The 15,890-nt window shown below is 59.8% G+C and carries 17 protein-coding genes; 9 read left to right on the top strand and 8 right to left on the bottom strand.

Annotation, left to right across the window (positions count from 1 at the left end; all coding sequences use genetic code 11):
* The first annotated feature begins 26 nt into the window (after positions 1-26).
* The 6 genes from AD669_RS07805 (at position 27) to AD669_RS07780 (ending at position 6,852) form a co-directional block, all read left to right on the top strand.
* Complete coding sequence (locus AD669_RS07805) at positions 27-920, top strand: 2-hydroxy-3-oxopropionate reductase (RefSeq protein ID WP_007919937.1); 894 nt, start codon at positions 27-29, stop codon at positions 918-920.
* Between the two features lie 154 nt (positions 921-1,074).
* The gene (locus AD669_RS07800) at positions 1,075-2,349 is read left to right on the top strand and encodes a glycerate kinase (protein WP_053118457.1); all 1,275 of its coding nucleotides are present in this window, start codon (positions 1,075-1,077) and stop codon (positions 2,347-2,349) included.
* Positions 2,346-3,761, top strand: a complete 1,416-nt coding sequence (pyk, locus tag AD669_RS07795) for a pyruvate kinase (protein WP_053118455.1) — start codon at positions 2,346-2,348, stop codon at positions 3,759-3,761. Before AD669_RS07800 ends, pyk begins: the two co-directional genes overlap by 4 nt.
* Positions 3,762-3,988: 227 nt before the next feature.
* Positions 3,989-4,903, top strand: a complete 915-nt coding sequence (locus tag AD669_RS07790) for an urea transporter (protein WP_053118453.1) — start codon at positions 3,989-3,991, stop codon at positions 4,901-4,903.
* 21 nt (positions 4,904-4,924) lie between these two features.
* Positions 4,925-5,749, top strand: coding sequence for an ion transporter (locus tag AD669_RS07785; RefSeq protein WP_053118451.1), 825 nt, complete (start codon positions 4,925-4,927; stop codon positions 5,747-5,749).
* 104 nt (positions 5,750-5,853) lie between these two features.
* Positions 5,854-6,852, top strand: coding sequence for a sulfate ABC transporter substrate-binding protein (locus AD669_RS07780; protein ID WP_053118449.1), 999 nt, complete (start codon positions 5,854-5,856; stop codon positions 6,850-6,852).
* A 239-nt stretch (positions 6,853-7,091) separates the two neighbouring features.
* Here AD669_RS07780 and AD669_RS07775 read toward each other — a convergent pair whose 3' ends face one another.
* Entirely contained in the window at positions 7,092-7,712 is a 621-nt protein-coding gene (locus AD669_RS07775) for a DUF5666 domain-containing protein (protein WP_053118447.1), read from the bottom strand.
* Between the two features lie 233 nt (positions 7,713-7,945).
* On the opposite strand from AD669_RS07775, the gene AD669_RS07770 reads away from it, so the two are divergent.
* The gene (locus AD669_RS07770; RefSeq protein ID WP_053118445.1) at positions 7,946-9,133 is read left to right on the top strand and encodes an MFS transporter; all 1,188 of its coding nucleotides are present in this window, start codon (positions 7,946-7,948) and stop codon (positions 9,131-9,133) included.
* 68 nt (positions 9,134-9,201) lie between these two features.
* On the opposite strand, the gene AD669_RS07765 is transcribed toward AD669_RS07770, so the two are convergent.
* Complete coding sequence (locus AD669_RS07765) at positions 9,202-9,606, bottom strand: type II toxin-antitoxin system HicB family antitoxin (RefSeq protein WP_053118443.1); 405 nt, start codon at positions 9,604-9,606, stop codon at positions 9,202-9,204.
* Positions 9,606-9,818, bottom strand: a complete 213-nt coding sequence (locus AD669_RS07760) for a type II toxin-antitoxin system HicA family toxin (protein WP_053118442.1) — start codon at positions 9,816-9,818, stop codon at positions 9,606-9,608. The genes AD669_RS07765 and AD669_RS07760 overlap by 1 nt, the downstream gene beginning before the upstream one ends.
* Positions 9,819-10,161: 343 nt before the next feature.
* Between AD669_RS07760 and AD669_RS07755 the strand changes: the two genes are divergently transcribed.
* Both AD669_RS07755 and AD669_RS07750 read left to right on the top strand, forming a co-directional pair.
* Positions 10,162-10,629 carry a helix-turn-helix domain-containing protein gene (locus AD669_RS07755; protein ID WP_053118440.1) on the top strand — a complete coding sequence of 156 codons (468 nt, stop codon included), beginning with the start codon at positions 10,162-10,164 and terminating at the stop codon, positions 10,627-10,629.
* A 66-nt stretch (positions 10,630-10,695) separates the two neighbouring features.
* Entirely contained in the window at positions 10,696-11,214 is a 519-nt protein-coding gene (locus AD669_RS07750; RefSeq protein ID WP_371262363.1) for a PIN domain-containing protein, read from the top strand.
* 57 nt (positions 11,215-11,271) lie between these two features.
* Here AD669_RS07750 and AD669_RS07745 read toward each other — a convergent pair whose 3' ends face one another.
* From AD669_RS07745 to AD669_RS07725, 5 genes are read right to left on the bottom strand one after another with little or no spacing between them, the layout of a single operon-like run.
* Positions 11,272-11,676, bottom strand: a complete 405-nt coding sequence (locus tag AD669_RS07745) for a hypothetical protein (protein ID WP_053118435.1) — start codon at positions 11,674-11,676, stop codon at positions 11,272-11,274.
* A 25-nt stretch (positions 11,677-11,701) separates the two neighbouring features.
* Positions 11,702-12,904 (bottom strand): c-type cytochrome biogenesis protein CcmI, encoded by a 1,203-nt coding sequence (ccmI, locus tag AD669_RS07740; protein WP_053118433.1) that lies wholly within the window; start codon positions 12,902-12,904, stop codon positions 11,702-11,704.
* Entirely contained in the window at positions 12,901-13,371 is a 471-nt protein-coding gene (locus AD669_RS07735; RefSeq protein WP_053118431.1) for a cytochrome c-type biogenesis protein, read from the bottom strand. Before AD669_RS07735 ends, ccmI begins: the two co-directional genes overlap by 4 nt.
* Entirely contained in the window at positions 13,368-13,904 is a 537-nt protein-coding gene (locus AD669_RS07730; RefSeq protein ID WP_053118429.1) for a DsbE family thiol:disulfide interchange protein, read from the bottom strand. The genes AD669_RS07735 and AD669_RS07730 overlap by 4 nt, the downstream gene beginning before the upstream one ends.
* A complete protein-coding gene (locus AD669_RS07725; RefSeq protein WP_053118427.1) occupies positions 13,901-15,889 on the bottom strand; it encodes a heme lyase CcmF/NrfE family subunit in 1,989 nt (662 codons plus the stop codon). The genes AD669_RS07730 and AD669_RS07725 overlap by 4 nt, the downstream gene beginning before the upstream one ends.
* Position 15,890: the final 1 nt, after the last annotated feature.

Here is a 15,890-nt window from a genome sequence, read left to right as displayed (position 1 = left end):
AAAGACAAAAACAAGAGGATTTTCTCATGGCTAAAATCGGATTTATCGGCACCGGCATCATGGGCCACCCAATGGCTTCGAACCTGCAGAAAGCCGGTCACAGCCTGTTCCTGTCGGCGCACCACGACGCTGCCCCGGCCGACCTGGTTGCCGCTGGCGCCGTCGCCCTGGCCAACCCGCGCGAAGTCGCGCAGGAAGCTGAATTCATCATCGTCATGGTGCCGGATACCCCGCAGGTAGACGACGTCCTGTTCCGCGCTGACGGCGTTGCCGCCGGCCTGAGCAAAGGCAAAATCGTGATCGACATGAGCTCGATCTCGCCGACCGCCACCAAGGCCTTCGCGGCGAAGATCAACGAGAAAGGCGCGCAATACCTCGACGCACCGGTATCCGGTGGTGAAGTCGGCGCCAAAGCGGCGACCCTGAGCATCATGATCGGTGGCGACGCCGATGCCTTCGAACGCGCGCTGCCGCTGTTCCAGGCCATGGGCAAAAACATCACCCTGGTCGGTGGCAATGGCGACGGTCAAACCGCCAAAGTCGCCAACCAGATCATCGTTGCCCTGAACATTCAGGCCGTCGCTGAAGCCCTGCTGTTCGCTTCGAAAAACGGCGCTGATCCGGCCAAGGTGCGTGAAGCACTGATGGGCGGTTTCGCGTCCTCGAAGATCCTTGAAGTGCACGGCGAGCGCATGATCAAAGGCACTTTCGATCCAGGCTTCCGCATCAGCCTGCACCAGAAAGACCTGAACCTGGCCCTGCAAGGCGCCAAAGAGCTGAACATCAACCTGCCAAACACCGCCAATGCCCAGCAAGTGTTCAGCACCTGCGCAGCGATCGGTGGCAGCAACTGGGATCACTCGGCGCTGATCAAAGGTCTGGAGCACATGGCCAACTTCTCGATTCGCGACAACAAATAAGCCCTGCACAAAACCCTGTGGGAGCGAGCCTGCTCGCGAAAGCGGTTGCACATTCAACATCCATGTTGGCTGACACACCGCCTTCGCGAGCAGGCTCGCTCCCACAAGGGTTCCGAGTTGCCCTTTCGAATAACAAGAATTCCGGGAGCCCGCCATGTCGGTCGATCCGCAACAACTGCTGCGCGAGCTGTTTGCCACAGCCATCGACGCGGCCCATCCGAACCAAGTCCTCGAAACCCATCTGCCTGCCGATCGTACCGGTCGGGTGATCGTCATCGGTGCCGGCAAAGCCGCTGCCGCCATGGCGCAAGTGGTCGAGAATTGCTGGGAAGGTGACGTGTCTGGCCTGGTGGTGACCCGCTACGGTCACGGCGCCCCGTGCGAAAAAATCGAAGTGGTCGAAGCCGCGCATCCGGTGCCGGACGCTGCCGGTCTGGCCGTGGCCAAACGCGTACTGGAACTGGTCAGCAACCTGACCGAGGACGACCGCGTAATCTTCCTGCTCTCCGGTGGTGGCTCTGCCCTGCTCGCATTGCCGGCCGAAGGCATCACCCTCGCCGACAAGCAGTCGATCAACAAAGCCCTGCTCAAATCCGGCGCGACCATCGGCGAGATGAACTGCGTGCGCAAGCACCTCTCGGCGATCAAGGGCGGGCGTCTCGGCAAGGCCTGCTGGCCTGCCACTGTTTACACATACGCGATTTCCGACGTACCGGGCGACCTCGCCACGGTCATCGCTTCCGGCCCGACCGTGGCCGACCCAAGCACCTCCGCCGAAGCACTGGCGATCATCAAACGCTACGGCATCGAGATTCCCGTTTCCGTGCGCAACTGGTTGCAAAGCCCTGAGTCGGAAACCGTCAAACCCGGTGATCCGAGTCTTGCGCGCAGCCACTTCCAATTGATCGCCCGTCCTCAACAATCGCTGGATGCGGCGGCGGTGAAATGCCGTCAGGCCGGGTTCAGCACGCTGATCCTCGGCGACCTCGAAGGTGAGTCGCGCGAAGTGGCGAAAGTCCACGCCGGCATCGCCCGCCAGATCATCAACCATGGCCAGCCATTGGCAGCGCCGTGCGTGATTCTCTCCGGCGGCGAAACCACCGTGACCGTGCGCGGCAATGGCCGTGGCGGACGCAACGCCGAATTCCTTCTGAGCCTGACCGAAAATCTCAAAGGCCAGCCCGGCGTCTATGCCCTGGCCGGTGACACCGACGGCATCGACGGCTCGGAAGACAACGCCGGCGCGATCATGACCCCGGACAGCTACGCCCGCGCCGCCGCCCTCGGTTTGAGCGCCAGCGACGAGCTGGATAACAACAACGGCTACGGTTATTTCGAGGCGCTCGATGCGCTGATCGTCACCGAGCCGACCCGCACCAACGTCAACGACTTCCGCGCCATTCTGATCCTTGAGAGCTGCAAATCATGACGCCTGATAAAAAGGTAAAAATCCTCGCCACCCTCGGGCCCGCCGTCGACGGCATCGAAGAGATTCGTGAACTGGTCGAGGCCGGGGTGAATATCTTCCGCCTGAACTTCAGCCACGGCGATCACGCCGACCACGCCAAGCGCTATCAGTGGATCCGCGAAGTCGAGCGCCAGCTCAACTACCCGCTGGGCATTCTGATGGACTTGCAGGGGCCGAAACTGCGCGTCGGCAAGTTTGCTGACGGCAAGGTGCAACTGCATCGCGGTCAGGCCTTCCGTCTCGATCTGGACGCGACACCGGGCGATCAGCGCCGAGTGAATCTGCCGCATCCGGAAATCATCGAAGCGCTGGAAGCGGGCATGGATCTGCTGCTCGACGACGGCAAGCTGCGTCTGCGCGTAGTCAGCAAATACGCCGATGCGATCGACACCACCGTGCTCAACGGCGGCGAACTGTCGGATCGCAAAGGTGTGAACGTGCCGCAAGCGGTGCTCGACCTCAGCCCGCTGACCGCCAAGGATCGCCGTGACCTGAGCTTCGGTCTGGAGCTGGGTGTGGATTGGGTCGCGCTGTCGTTTGTGCAGCGTCCGCAAGACATCGTCGAAGCCCGCGCATTGATCGGCGACAAAGCCTTTCTGATGGCGAAAATCGAGAAGCCCTCCGCGGTTGAACAGCTGCGTGAAATCGCGGAATTGAGCGACGCGATCATGGTGGCCCGTGGCGACCTTGGCGTTGAAGTGCCGGCCGAAAGCGTGCCGCAGATTCAGAAAAACATCATCACCACCTGCCGTGAACTGGGGAAACCAGTGGTGGTGGCGACGCAGATGCTGGAGTCGATGCGCTTCTCCCCTGCCCCGACCCGCGCCGAGGTGACTGACGTCGCCAACGCCGTGGCCGAAGGCGCTGACGCGGTGATGTTGTCGGCAGAAACTGCCTCCGGCGAGTACCCGCTGGAAGCCGTGCAGATGATGAGCAAGATCATTCGCCAGGTTGAGAACGGCCCGGATTATCAGACCCAGCTCGACGTCAGCCGGCCGAAGGCTGAAGCGACCGTGTCCGATGCGATCAGCTGCGCGATCCGTCGCATCAGCAACGTGCTGCCGGTGGCGGTGCTGGTCAACTACAGCGAGTCGGGCACCTCGAGTCTGCGTGCAGCGCGGGAACGGCCGAAAGCGCCGATCCTCAACCTGACGCCGAATCTGCAAACCGCGCGGCGTCTGAGCGTGGCGTGGGGGATTCACTCGGTGGTCAACGATCGCCTGCGTCAGGTCGACGAAGTCTGCTCGACCGCACTGGAAATCGCCCAGGCCCAAGGCATGGCCGAGCGTGGTGACACGCTGCTGATTACTGCCGGTGTGCCGTTTGGTCAGCCTGGATCGACTAACTCGCTGCGGATCGAAACATTGATCTGACCCACATTCTTAATGTGAGTACAAAACCTGTGGCGAGGGGATTTATCCCCGATTGACTGCGCAGCAGTCACAGCTTTTCGGACATGACAGTTTTCACAGAAAAACCGCATGCACCGAATTTGGGGCCGCTTCGCAGCCCATCGGGGCGGTGCGACGTTTCGCTGAATCCCCTCGCCACAGTGACTTGCAAGACCTTTTGATTTTCCAACTGCCCAGATTTTCTCAACATGCCTTCCAATCATTTCAACACCCACTGCCCCGACTGGGCCGAGGCTTTGCTCAACGGTTTCAGTCAAATATTCCTCCAGCGTCATCCGCTGTGCGGCCTGCTGTGCCTGTTGGCGATCCTGCTGACAGCACCGGTGCTGTTCGCCGGGGCGCTGCTCGGTGCCGTCGCCGGATTGCTCACCGCGCAACGCCGCAATTACGCCAAGGCTGATCGCCAGGCTGGACTGTTCAGCTATAACGGCATATTGCTCGGTCTGCTGCTGAGCCTGTATTTCCCGTGGTCGCCGATGCTGCCGCCGCTGATCCTCGCTGCTGGTGGCTTAAGCGCGATGGTCACGCAACAATGGCTCAAACATGTCTACAGCAGCCGATCGATTCCGGCCTACACCTCGCCGTTCGTGGCGATGAGCTGGGTTCTGTTGCTGTTCGCCGAACCGTCGGCGCCGATGGCACACGTCGAAATGAGCACGCTGAACCTGCTCGCCGCCGAACTGCGGGGCCTCGGCCAGGTGATGTTTCTCGGTCATCCACTGGCCGGCGCATTGGTCGCCATCGGTTTACTGATCGCTGATCGCCGCGCGTTTTGCTGGGCGCTGCTGGCGTCGGCGATCGGCCTCGGTTCCAGTTTGCTGCACCACGAAACCAGCGTCGCACTGCTCGGCATCGGCAGCTACAACGCCGTGCTCGCCGCCCTCGCCTTTTCGTCGCAACGCCAACAACCGTGGTTGCCGCTGCTTGCCATCGTCCTCGCGCTGCTGGTCACGCCGTTGTTTGCAGCGGTTGGCCTGGCCACTTTGACCGCGCCGTTCATCCTCGCCGGCTGGCTGATCCGCGCCGGGATTCAGATGCTCGGCAAAGCGTCGGTCGAGCGTACGCCTTGCGCTCACGGGGAGAATCAACCTAGGCTGCGCTGATCTTTGATTCAGGCGTTTTCCATGGACAGCAGCAACAATTGGCGCGAACGGCTCTACGTCATGATTTTCCAGAGCGACACCCTCGCCGGGCGTCGCTTCGATGGCATCTTGCTGTTGATCATCCTCGCCAGTCTGGTGATCGTGATGCTCGACAGCATTGACAGCATTCACCAGAACTACGCGAATGTGCTGGCCTACATCGAGTGGGGCTTCACGATCATCTTTCTCGGCGAGTATATCCTGCGTCTGTACTGCTCACCGAAGCCGCTGCGCTACGCCTTCAGTTTTTACGGGTTGGTGGATTTGCTGGCGATCGTGCCCGGCATCCTTGCGCTGTATTACAGCGATGCGCAGTACCTGCTGATAATCCGGATCATCCGCATGCTGCGGATTTTCCGCGTGCTCAAGCTCAGCCCGTACCTCAAACAAGCCAATTACCTGATGTCGGCGCTGCGTGGCAGCAAGCAGAAAATCGTCGTGTTTCTGGTCAGCGTCTGCACGCTGGTGACGGTATTCGGCACGCTGATGTACGTGATCGAAGGCCCGGAGCATGGTTTCACCAGCATTCCCAAAGGCATCTATTGGGCGATCGTCACACTGACCACCGTCGGCTTCGGCGACATCGTGCCGAAGACGCCGCTGGGCCAGGTGATTTCGTCGCTGGTGATGATCACCGGTTACTCGATCATCGCCGTGCCCACGGGTATTTTCACCGCCGAACTGGCCAATGCGATGCGCGGTGAACAGCTGCAGCGCGACTGCCCGGTGTGCAAGAAAAACAGCCACGAACACGGCGCGGCGTTCTGCTCGCGGTGCGGCAATCAGCTATTCAAGAAAGTGGAATAAGCAAAGAGCTTTTTAATCTTTAAGCGACTATGCGTGCCCCGTTATAGTCAGTGGCAATTGAACATCACTCCCCCGACACATACGCAAACAACAAGGAATGCGCAGTGAAAAAACTCTTTGGCGCCTCACTTCTCGCCGCCGGCCTGGCCTTGGCCAACATCGCTCAGGCAGCCCCGACGCTGCTTAACGTTTCCTACGACGTGATGCGCGATTTCTACAAGGACTACAACACTGCGTTCCAGAAACACTGGCAAGCCGAGCATAACGAAAACATCACCGTGCAGATGTCCTTCGGCGGTTCGAGCAAGCAAGCGCGTTCGGTGATCGACGGCCTGCCGGCTGACGTCATCACCATGAACATGGCCACCGACATCAACGCCCTCGCCGACAACGGCAAACTGGTGCCGGAGAACTGGGTCACCCGTCTGCCGAACAACAGCGCGCCGTTCACCTCGGCCACCGTGTTCATCGTGCGTAAAGGCAACCCGAAAGCCCTGAAAGACTGGCCGGATCTGCTCAAGGACGGCGTGCAAGTGATCGTGCCAAACCCGAAAACCTCGGGTAACGGCCGCTACACCTACCTGTCGGCCTGGGGTTACGTGCTGAAAAATGGTGGCGACGAGAACAAGGCCAAAGCGTTCGTCGGCAAACTGTTCAAGCAAGCGCCGGTACTGGATACCGGTGGCCGTGCCGCGACCACCACGTTCATGACCAACCAGATCGGCGACGTGCTGGTGACCTTCGAAAACGAAGCGGAAATGATTGCTCGCGAGTTTGGTCGTGATCAGTTTGAAGTGATCTACCCGAGCGTTTCGGCAGAGGCTGAGCCACCGGTGTCGGTGGTGGATAAAGTCGTCGACAAGAAGGGTTCACGGGCGGCGGCGGATGAATATCTGAAGTACCTGTGGTCGCCGGAAGGTCAGGAAATTGCGGCGGCAAACTACCTGCGTCCGCGTGATCCGGCGGTGTTGGCGAAGTACACCGATCGCTTCCCGAAAGTTGATTTCCTTTCGGTTGAGAAGACCTTTGGTGACTGGCGTACGGTGCAGAAGACTCACTTCAATGATGGTGGGGTTTTCGATCAGATTTATACCGGGCAGTAAGGTTTAAGCTGACATGAAAAAGGCGATCCGCAAGGGTCGCCTTTTTTGTGGGCGCTTTACCCTCACCCCAGCCCTCTCCCAGAGGGAGAGGGGGCCGACCGAGGTGTCTGGCGAGTTACATCGACCTGAAAGATTGCGTCGATTATGGATTCGCCAGAGCACGTTCAGGTCGGCGTACCTCTGAAGCATTCCCCAATCAGTCCCCTCTCCCTCTGGGAGAGGGTTAGGGTGAGGGGCTTCTACATCGGTGGCGTCACCCCATCCTTACCCGCAGAAATGGATTGCGCCGTCAGCGTGCCATCCGCACTTTGCGTGACGAAGGTGACAATCTTCACCCCAACTTTCAGCAAGCTCCGATCGCCCGGCAGCAGATTCACAATCGGTACATCTTCCGGCACCAGTATCTTTTGCTGCCCACCCTTGTAGTTCACCGTCAGCACCCGCCCATTGCTCACCACCAGATCGCCGACGCGGCCATTGGTCATGCTGCTGCCCTTGGCCAGATCGAACGGTCGATGACCGTCGCCACTCCCCGCCAGCTCCGGTGGAAACACATGCACTTCCAGCGCCTTGAGCGTGCCATCTTCCTGCGGCATCGCCGCCGAGCCGATGTAGCTGCCGGGTTTGATGTCTTCGATGTTGGCCAGGGTAACGGCGCGAACCTTGGTGTCGCCGGTTAACTGAATCACCACGTTCTCGCCGCTGTTGACGTGGACTTTCAAGCTGTCCGGGCTGACCCCGGTGATCTCGCCGCGCACGCCGAGGCGCATGCCAGGTGCGTCGGCGGCCTGCACGCTGGTGGCGCCGAGCAGGCTGATCAGGACAATCGTTGCAGTATGGCGAAGCGTCTGACGAAACATTGCATTCCTCCGGTGATGAACGTGGAACAAGCCGATGCAAACATAAGCACGCTATCGAAGAAGATGTAAGTGAATGTATCATCAGCCCTCAAAGGTCGGACGCAAGGTTCGCCCCGAATGGCCACGGCCGTCATTACCCGACGTAATAACTGATATCAACCGAAGGCTGCTTCTGCCCGTTCGGTTTGTCCCTTAGCCTCACCGCATTCCTTTCGCTGGATCGAGTAACTCCTATGACCGCCACGACTCACGCAATGACCCGAGGCATGGTGCTGCTGTTCGCCTTCTGCTGCGGCGCCATCGTTGCCAACATCTACTACGCGCAGCCAATCATCGGCCTGATCGCGCCGGACATTGGCCTGAGCGACACCATGGCCAGTTTCATCGTTTCGCTGACGCAGATCGGTTATGCGCTGGGCCTGTTCTTTCTGGTACCGCTGGCGGATCTCCTGGAAAACCGCCGGCTGATGATCATCACTACCGTCGTGGCGATTGCCAGCCTGTTGGCGGCGGCGTTTACCGATCAGCCCAATGTGTTTCTGCTGATCTCGTTGCTGGTGGGTTTCAGCTCGGTGTCGGTGCAGATTCTGATTCCTCTGGCGGCGCACCTTGCTCCGGAAGAATCCCGTGGCCGTGTGGTCGGCGGGATCATGGGCGGTTTGTTGCTGGGTATTCTGTTAGCACGACCGGTATCGAGCGTGGTTGCAGATCACCTCGGCTGGCGGGCGATGTTCATGATTGCGGCGGCACTGATGGCGGCGATCAGCGTGGTGTTGGCGCTGACCGTGCCCAAGCGCCAGCCGGATCACAGCGCCACGTATGGACAACTGCTTGGCTCGTTGTGGACGCTGCTGCGCCAACAACCGGTGCTGCGTCAGCGCGCGTTTTATCAGGGCTGCATGTTCGCCACGTTCAGCCTGTTCTGGACGGCCGTGCCGCTGGAACTGGCGCGCAACCATGGTCTGTCGCAAAGCGAGATCGCGATTTTCGCGCTGGTCGGTGCCATCGGGGCCATCGCCGCCCCGATCAGCGGGCGCCTGGCCGACGCCGGCCACACCCGCATCGCCTCGCTGCTGGCCATGATCTTCGCCAGCCTGAGCTTCCTGCCCGCCTTCATCCACCCCGCCTACAGCGTCATCGGCCTGGCCGTGACCGGCGTGGTACTCGACTTCTGCGTGCAGATGAACATGGTGCTCGGCCAACGCGCGGTCTACTCGCTGGACGCCAAAAGCCGTGGCCGCCTCAACGCCTTGTACATGACCAGCATCTTCATCGGCGGCGCCTTCGGCTCGTCGGTGGCCAGTGCGGTGTATGAACATGGCGGCTGGTTGTGGATCGTGATTGTGGGGAGTGTGTTTCCGTTGTTGGCGTTGCTGCGGTTTTTGAGTGCTTCGCAAGGGCGATCGTTGGCCACGGCGTAAGCTGCAAAAGCTTCGCGAGCAGGCTCGCTCCCACAGGTCACTCACCGGGCCTGAGGGAGCGAGGACGGTTAATACCGAACCAGCTTCTCCATCGCCGCATCCGCCAGAAAGGAGGAGCGGCTTTTGACGTTGTGTTCGCGCACATAACGATCGATGCGCTGAATCACGTAACCGGGGAGCGTCACGTTGACCTTCTCGGTCTTGCCCAGATACGGCGAGATATCCAGCTCGAGCATGCCCCAGCCCATCTCGGCGAACTCCGGGTTATTACGGTGCGCCGAGGCAGAGGTCGGCATGGGAATAGCGTCGCCATCTGCTGCAATCTCCTGCAGCATGATGTGCGCAATTTCGACGGCCGCATTGTAGGCATCTTCAAAGCTATCCCCGGCCGTCACGGCGCCAGGAATATCGGGGATCTGAATACCGATGGCAGTGTTCTCGTCGCCCCATTCGATGCAGATTGGGTATTGCATTACGGATCTCCTTTGTAACTGACTGACGGGTTGTATAACCCGGCACGCCGCCTGATGCTCTTGACCGTCCCTAACGGTAAATCCTTCTTCGGATGAGGGACGGGAATCGTGTTCGGGTTATAGCGATGAGTGAAAATGTGATGACTGCCGGTGATCCGATCCAGCGTCCAGCCCGCCTCCTCCAGCTCCTTGATCAATTGCCTGCTTTGCACCAACCGCCTCCTTGCCCTGGCCTTTTAAAAATAACCCTAGAGTTACCTTTACTCAAGCACAGAAATGCTCAGAGCGACGCCCGGTTGTTTTACAACATGTGATTGATCGCATCAGAAGCATCTCCGATCAGAACTCCCCTGTGGGAGCGGGCTTGCTCGCGAAGGCGTCGTGTCAGTCGACCTTTACTAACCTGACATACCGCTTTCGCGAGCAAGCCCGCTCCCACTAAGTCCTCAACCAAATTGGGATTCTTGAACCCAATCGAGAACGTTTCGTTTATTGCGATTTTCGTTTATTTCGAATAGTGTTCCCGCATTCCCTATTCAGAATGTCGGAAAAATCATGTCGATCATTGTTCATCCCCCTATCAACCTCCCCGTAGAACGCGAGGTCAAAGCTGCCATTGAAGGTCAACGAGCCTTGGCCGCTTACTTGGCGACTCAATTCGAAACCCAGCACATCCAGATCTTCGATGAGCAGAACGAGGCGCACCGCGTCGAACTGCCCACCTCCGCCCTGCGCCTTCTCGTCGACATTCTTGCGGCGCTGGCAGAAGGTAATGCCGTCAAAGTCGTGCCGATTCATGCCGAACTCACCACACAAGAAGCCGCCGACCTGCTCAACGTCTCACGCCCGCACATGATAAAGCTGCTGGAAAGCGGTGAGATTTCCTACCATAAAACCGGCAAGCACCGACGTGTGCGCTTTGCCGATCTGATGGATTATAGATCCCGGCGAGACACTGCCAGCGAGCAGGCAATGGCGCTTCTCGCAGAGCAGGCACAGGCGCTAAGGACAGGATACGAGTGAGGCATTCCTCTTTCACAGCTGCCTCGCCAATGAAGAGCAGATGCATGTGTTTTATACCCAGCCCCGTTGCGAGATTTCCTGATGTGGCTTGCCCTCTCAGGAAGATTTCGGGCGCGATGGACAAAGGAGATTCACGGCGAATGGAAACGCAACCTACTAAAGAACCGCACTGACCTGACCATGCAGCAACTGGATCGCACGTCGGAACTGATGGATCGCGCCATCCCTGATGCATGCGTCTCGGACTATGAGGATCTTGTAACCGGACTGTCACTGCCGGATCCAGATGACCGCCATGTTCTGGCAGCCGCGATTCGTTGCGGTGCAGGCGTTATCGTTACATTCAACTTGAAAGACTTTCCGGATCAGCATCTCGCCCCATTTGGTATCGAGGCGCAACATCCAGATGAATTCGTCGAAAATCTGTTTCACCTAGATTCCGCAGCCGTCATCGCAGCCGCTCAGCGACAGCGAAAGCAATTGAAAACACCCGTGATGGACGTCGAATCGTTTCTGAGTTTGCTGCAGCGTCAGGGATTGAGGAAGTCGACTCAAGCGCTCGGCAACTACCGCGCAATCCTTTGAAATCGCAAACGCAATTGACAGACAAAAAAACGGCGATCCGAGGATCGCCGTTTTCATTTACTCCCCGAACTGCTTGCCCAGTCCCGGTGGCACGCCGTGGATGTTGGTGTCTTCCCACGGGCCGTTGGGGCTGATCGAGCGGCTCCAGCCGTTGTTCCAGCGGTAGTAGGTGCGCTGGCGGTAGAAGGTGTTGGTCTGGTCGTCGAGGACGTAGACGCCGAGTTTCTGATCCCAGTGGCTGTTGCCGCCCGGCGGTGGAGCGAAGCTGGCTGAGGTGCGCGGGACGGGTTTTGCCGGTTTCGCCGGGATGCTTTTGCCCGGTGTTGGCGAGGTCGACGGGGTCGGGCTTGGTTGCGACGGCGGGATCGGTGGCAGGTTGGTCGTCGGTTCCGGGCGTTGCACCGCACATGCACTCAAGCCCAGGGCCAGTGTGAGGACTGTGATTCGGGCGATGGTGTGCATGGCGGTGCTTTCCTTGTTTGCCCGATTATTTGTCCGGGCTGTCGATGGTCAGTGTTTGTAGCGCGGTGGTGCTGCTGGCCAGAGGGCCGCTGCGACCGACCCATTCCCCGGCAGTCGGTTGGCCGGCACGGGACACGCGCGCAACCAGTTGGACTTCAGGGAAGTTCGACAGTTTCAACTGCGGCATCATTGCGTCGGCATCGCCCAGTTCGACGGTCACCGGCAGATCCGCCACGGTCAGGCGCTTGGCGGCCAGCGGTGCCGGTGGGCCGGAGGTGGCGCGGGCGAAGATGAACACGCTGTCGCCCGGTTGCACTTTGCCTTTGAGCTCGCTGGCCAGATCGACGCTGACTTTCAACAGCGCAGCTTTCGCCGGTGCCGGCGCCGCAGCGACCTTGCCGCCGCTGGCTTCCAGACGTTCGGCAGCGCGCTTGATTCCGCCTTCCAGCGCGGCACGGGAATTGTCGTCCGGCGGCAATTGCGCAAGCAGACGGTTCCAGTAATCGATGGCTTGCTGAAAGCGCTCGCCTTCGAACGCGGCGATGCCGAGCAGACCGAGGCTGGTGACTTCTTTCGGATCAGCCTTCAACGCTTCGTCAGTCAGTGCCTGAATTTTGTCCGACCACTTTTTGCCATCGGCAAAATACTGCGCCTGCGCCCACTGGCCGAGCAGTTCCGGCTGGCGACCGGCAAGATTGGCGGCGCGCTCGAACATCTTCGCTGCGTCCGCCGGACGATCCTGAGCCATGTAGGTACGGCCGAGGAAGTACACGCCCTCAGCAGAATCCGGTTGCGCGGCAACGGCGCGCTCCAGACGCTGGGTCATCTCCTCCATCGACTTCGGTGCTTCGGCGAATTCGCGGGTCAGTTCGACTTTTTCCACGGCACCGAAATGCATGTACAAGCCCAGCCCCAGCACCGGAACCAGCACCGCGGCCAGCAGCGGCAACGGTTTGCCCAATCGGGAAACCCGTGGCGCCGCAACCCCTTCGGTATCGGCCAGCAACTCACGCGCGGCTTCCGCGCGACCGCTGTCCATTTGCGCCGCGTCGAGCACGCCTTCGGCCTGTTGCGATTGCAACTCGGCAACTCGCTCCTCGTACAACGCGACGTTCAGGGCAGTACGATCCTCTTCACGCTGGGCGCGTCGTTCACGCAGAACCGGGATCAGCAGGAAACTCAGGGCGACCAGAAGCAACAGCCCTGCGGCAAGCCAGAAATCAATCATTCTTGGTTTTTATCCAACAGTTGGTCGAGGCGCTGACGCTCTTCGGTGGACAGCGATTGCGGGGGGTCGGCGCGTTGACCGCGACGACGGCGGACGATCACCGCGATCACCACGAAGCCACCGAGCAGCAGACCGGCCGGGCCGAACCACAGCAGCGCGGTCTTGGCGTTGAGTGCCGGTTTGTAGCGGACGAAATCACCGTAGCGATCGACCATGAAGTCGATGATCTGCTGGTTGTCCTTGCCCTCGCCGAGCATGCGGAAAATCTCTTTGCGCAGGTCAGCGGCAATCGGTGCGTTGGAGTCAGCGATGTCCTGGTTCTGGCACTTGGGGCAGCGCAGTTCCTTGGTCAGTTCGCGGAAGCGCTCGCGATCGCCTTCTTTGGCGAATTCGTAGGTGTCGATGGCGGCATGGGCCACGCCAACCAGACTCAAACCCAATACCGCGGCAGCTAGAAAACGCTTCATGGCTTGGCCTCATCGACCAGCGCCTGATATTTGGCCGCGAGTTTTTCGCGCCAGACTTGCTCGTCGATCACGCCGACGTATTTGTCGCGGATGATGCCTTTGGCGTCGATGAAGAAGGTTTCCGGCGCGCCGTACACACCGAGATTCAGGCCCAGCGAACCTTCGTCGTCACGGATATCCAGCGCGTATGGATTGTGAAATTCGCTCAACCATTTCAAGGCATCGGCGTTGGTGTCTTTGTAGTTGATGCCATAGATCACCACGCCACGCTCGGCGAGTTTGTTCAGCACCGGATGCTCGACCCGGCAGGAAATGCACCAGGTGCCCCACACATTGACCAGCGCCGGTTTGCCGAGAATGTCAGCCTTGGTCAGGGTCTTGTCGCCCTGCACGCTCGGCAGGGAAAACTCCGGGAATGGCTTGTTGATCATCGCCGACGGCAGCTCCGACGGATCGAGGTACAGACCGCGATACAGAAACACCGCCACCAGCAGAAAAATCGCCAATGGCACCAGCATCAACCAACGTCTCATGCAGCCGCTCCCGTCATGCCCAGTGCTTCACGCACCTTGGATTTCACCTTGACCCGATAACGTCGATCGAGCGCCGCCAGCAAGCCACCGAGCCCGGTCAGCAAACCGCCGAACCAGATCCAGCGCACGAACGGTTTGACGTGCACGCGCACGGCCCACGCGCCGTTATCCAGCGGCTCGCCGAGGGCGACATACAAGTCACGGGTGAAACCGGCGTCGATCCCGGCTTCGGTCATCACCGAGTTCTGCACGGTGTACAGACGTTTTTCCGGGTGCAGCACGCTGATTTCCTTGCCATTGCGAATGACGCGAATGGTGCCTTTGTCAGACGTGAAGTTCGGTCCTTCGAAGTGCTTGGCGCCTTCGAAGACGAAGTGATAACCGGCCAGATCCATCGACTCGCCCGGCGCCAGACGCAGGTCACGCTCGGCACTGTTCTGACTCGACAACACCACGCCCAACGCGCAAACCGCGATGCCGAGGTGAGCGATCTGCATGCCCCAATAGCTGCGGGTCAGGGTCGGCAAGCCTTTGATCAGGCCTTTGTGACGGGTCTTGTCGACGATGTCGCGCACGCCGGCGAGCAACACCCACGCGGCGAGCAGGAAGGTCGCGATCACCGCCCAGTTGAAATCGCCGTAAGCGATACCGGCAACCACGGCCAGCACCACGCTACCCAGCAGCACCGGGGTCAGCATGTTCACCAGCCATTTCACCGGGGTGTCTTTCCAGCGCACCACCATGCCGATTGCCATCACCACCATCAACAGCGCCATCAAAGGAATGAACAGCGCGTTGAAGTACGGCGGGCCGACCGAAAGCTTGGCGCCGCTGATCGCATCGAGAATCAGCGGATAGAGTGTGCCAAGCAGGATCATCGACGCGGCCACGACCAGCACCAGGTTGTTGCCCAGCAGCAGGGTTTCCCGCGACCACAGGTTGAAGCCAACCTGGCTCTTCACCACTGGTGCGCGCAACGCAAACAGCGTCAGCGAACCACCGACCACGAACAACAGGAAGATCAGAATAAACACGCCACGTTCAGGATCGGAGGCGAACGCGTGTACCGAGGTCAGTACGCCGGAACGCACGAGGAAGGTGCCGAGCAGGCTCAGCGAGAACGCAGCAATCGCCAGCAACACCGTCCAGCTCTTGAACACGCCACGTTTTTCCGTGACCGCCAGCGAGTGAATCAATGCGGTGCCAACCAGCCAAGGCATGAAGGAAGCGTTTTCCACCGGATCCCAGAACCACCAGCCGCCCCAGCCGAGTTCGTAATACGCCCACCACGAACCGAGAGTGATGCCGATGCCGAGAAAGGCCCAGGCGACAATCGTCCACGGACGCGACCAGCGCGCCCACGCCGCATCCAGTCGACCACCCATCAGCGCGGCGATGGCGAAAGCGAAGGCCACCGAAAAACCGACATAACCCATGTACAGCATCGGCGGGTGAACGATCAGACCGATGTCTTGCAGCAATGGGTTGAGGTCAGCGCCGTTGCTCGGCATTTGCGGCAGGATGCGTTTGAACGGGTTGGACGTGAGGATCAGGAACAACAGGAAACCGGTGCTGATCATGCCCATCACCGCCAGCACGCGGGCGAGCATGACTTGCGGCAACTGGCGGGAGAACACCGACACCGCGAACGTCCAGCCGCCAAGAATCAGTGCCCACAGCAGCAACGAACCTTCGTGGGCGCCCCACACGGCGCTGAATTTGTAATACCACGGCAACGCGGTATTCGAGTTGTTCGCCACGTAGGCGACGGAGAAGTCGTCGACCATGAATGCGTAGGTCAAGGCGCCGAAGGCGAACAGCAAAAACGCAAACTGCCCCCACGCGGCCGGTTGGGCCAGACTCATCCAGAAACGGTCGCCGCGCCAGGCGCCAATCAATGGCACCACGGCCTGCACCAGCGCAAAACACAGCGCCAGAATCATCGCCAGATGGCCCAACTCAGGAATAAAAATCGCCGACGTCATG

Source organism: Pseudomonas sp. P1.31 (assembly GCF_001269815.1).
Lineage (GTDB): Bacteria > Pseudomonadota > Gammaproteobacteria > Pseudomonadales > Pseudomonadaceae > Aquipseudomonas > Aquipseudomonas rustica.
This window is presented reverse-complemented; position numbering and strand designations above follow the sequence as displayed.

Coding starts and splice junctions, on each gene's coding strand:
- ccmI (WP_053118433.1), bottom strand. CDS start 12,904: ATGATTGATTTCTGGCTTGCCGCAGGGCTGTTGCTTCTGGTCGCCCTG.
- AD669_RS07790 (WP_053118453.1), top strand. CDS start 3,989: ATGCCTTCCAATCATTTCAACACCCACTGCCCCGACTGGGCCGAGGCT.
- AD669_RS07735 (WP_053118431.1), bottom strand. CDS start 13,371: ATGAAGCGTTTTCTAGCTGCCGCGGTATTGGGTTTGAGTCTGGTTGGC.
- AD669_RS07785 (WP_053118451.1), top strand. CDS start 4,925: ATGGACAGCAGCAACAATTGGCGCGAACGGCTCTACGTCATGATTTTC.
- AD669_RS07805 (WP_007919937.1), top strand. CDS start 27: ATGGCTAAAATCGGATTTATCGGCACCGGCATCATGGGCCACCCAATG.
- AD669_RS07745 (WP_053118435.1), bottom strand. CDS start 11,676: ATGCACACCATCGCCCGAATCACAGTCCTCACACTGGCCCTGGGCTTG.
- AD669_RS07725 (WP_053118427.1), bottom strand. CDS start 15,889: ATGACGTCGGCGATTTTTATTCCTGAGTTGGGCCATCTGGCGATGATT.
- AD669_RS07755 (WP_053118440.1), top strand. CDS start 10,162: ATGTCGATCATTGTTCATCCCCCTATCAACCTCCCCGTAGAACGCGAG.
- AD669_RS07765 (WP_053118443.1), bottom strand. CDS start 9,606: ATGCAATACCCAATCTGCATCGAATGGGGCGACGAGAACACTGCCATC.
- AD669_RS07800 (WP_053118457.1), top strand. CDS start 1,075: ATGTCGGTCGATCCGCAACAACTGCTGCGCGAGCTGTTTGCCACAGCC.
- AD669_RS07775 (WP_053118447.1), bottom strand. CDS start 7,712: ATGTTTCGTCAGACGCTTCGCCATACTGCAACGATTGTCCTGATCAGC.
- pyk (WP_053118455.1), top strand. CDS start 2,346: ATGACGCCTGATAAAAAGGTAAAAATCCTCGCCACCCTCGGGCCCGCC.
- AD669_RS07730 (WP_053118429.1), bottom strand. CDS start 13,904: ATGAGACGTTGGTTGATGCTGGTGCCATTGGCGATTTTTCTGCTGGTG.
- AD669_RS07770 (WP_053118445.1), top strand. CDS start 7,946: ATGACCGCCACGACTCACGCAATGACCCGAGGCATGGTGCTGCTGTTC.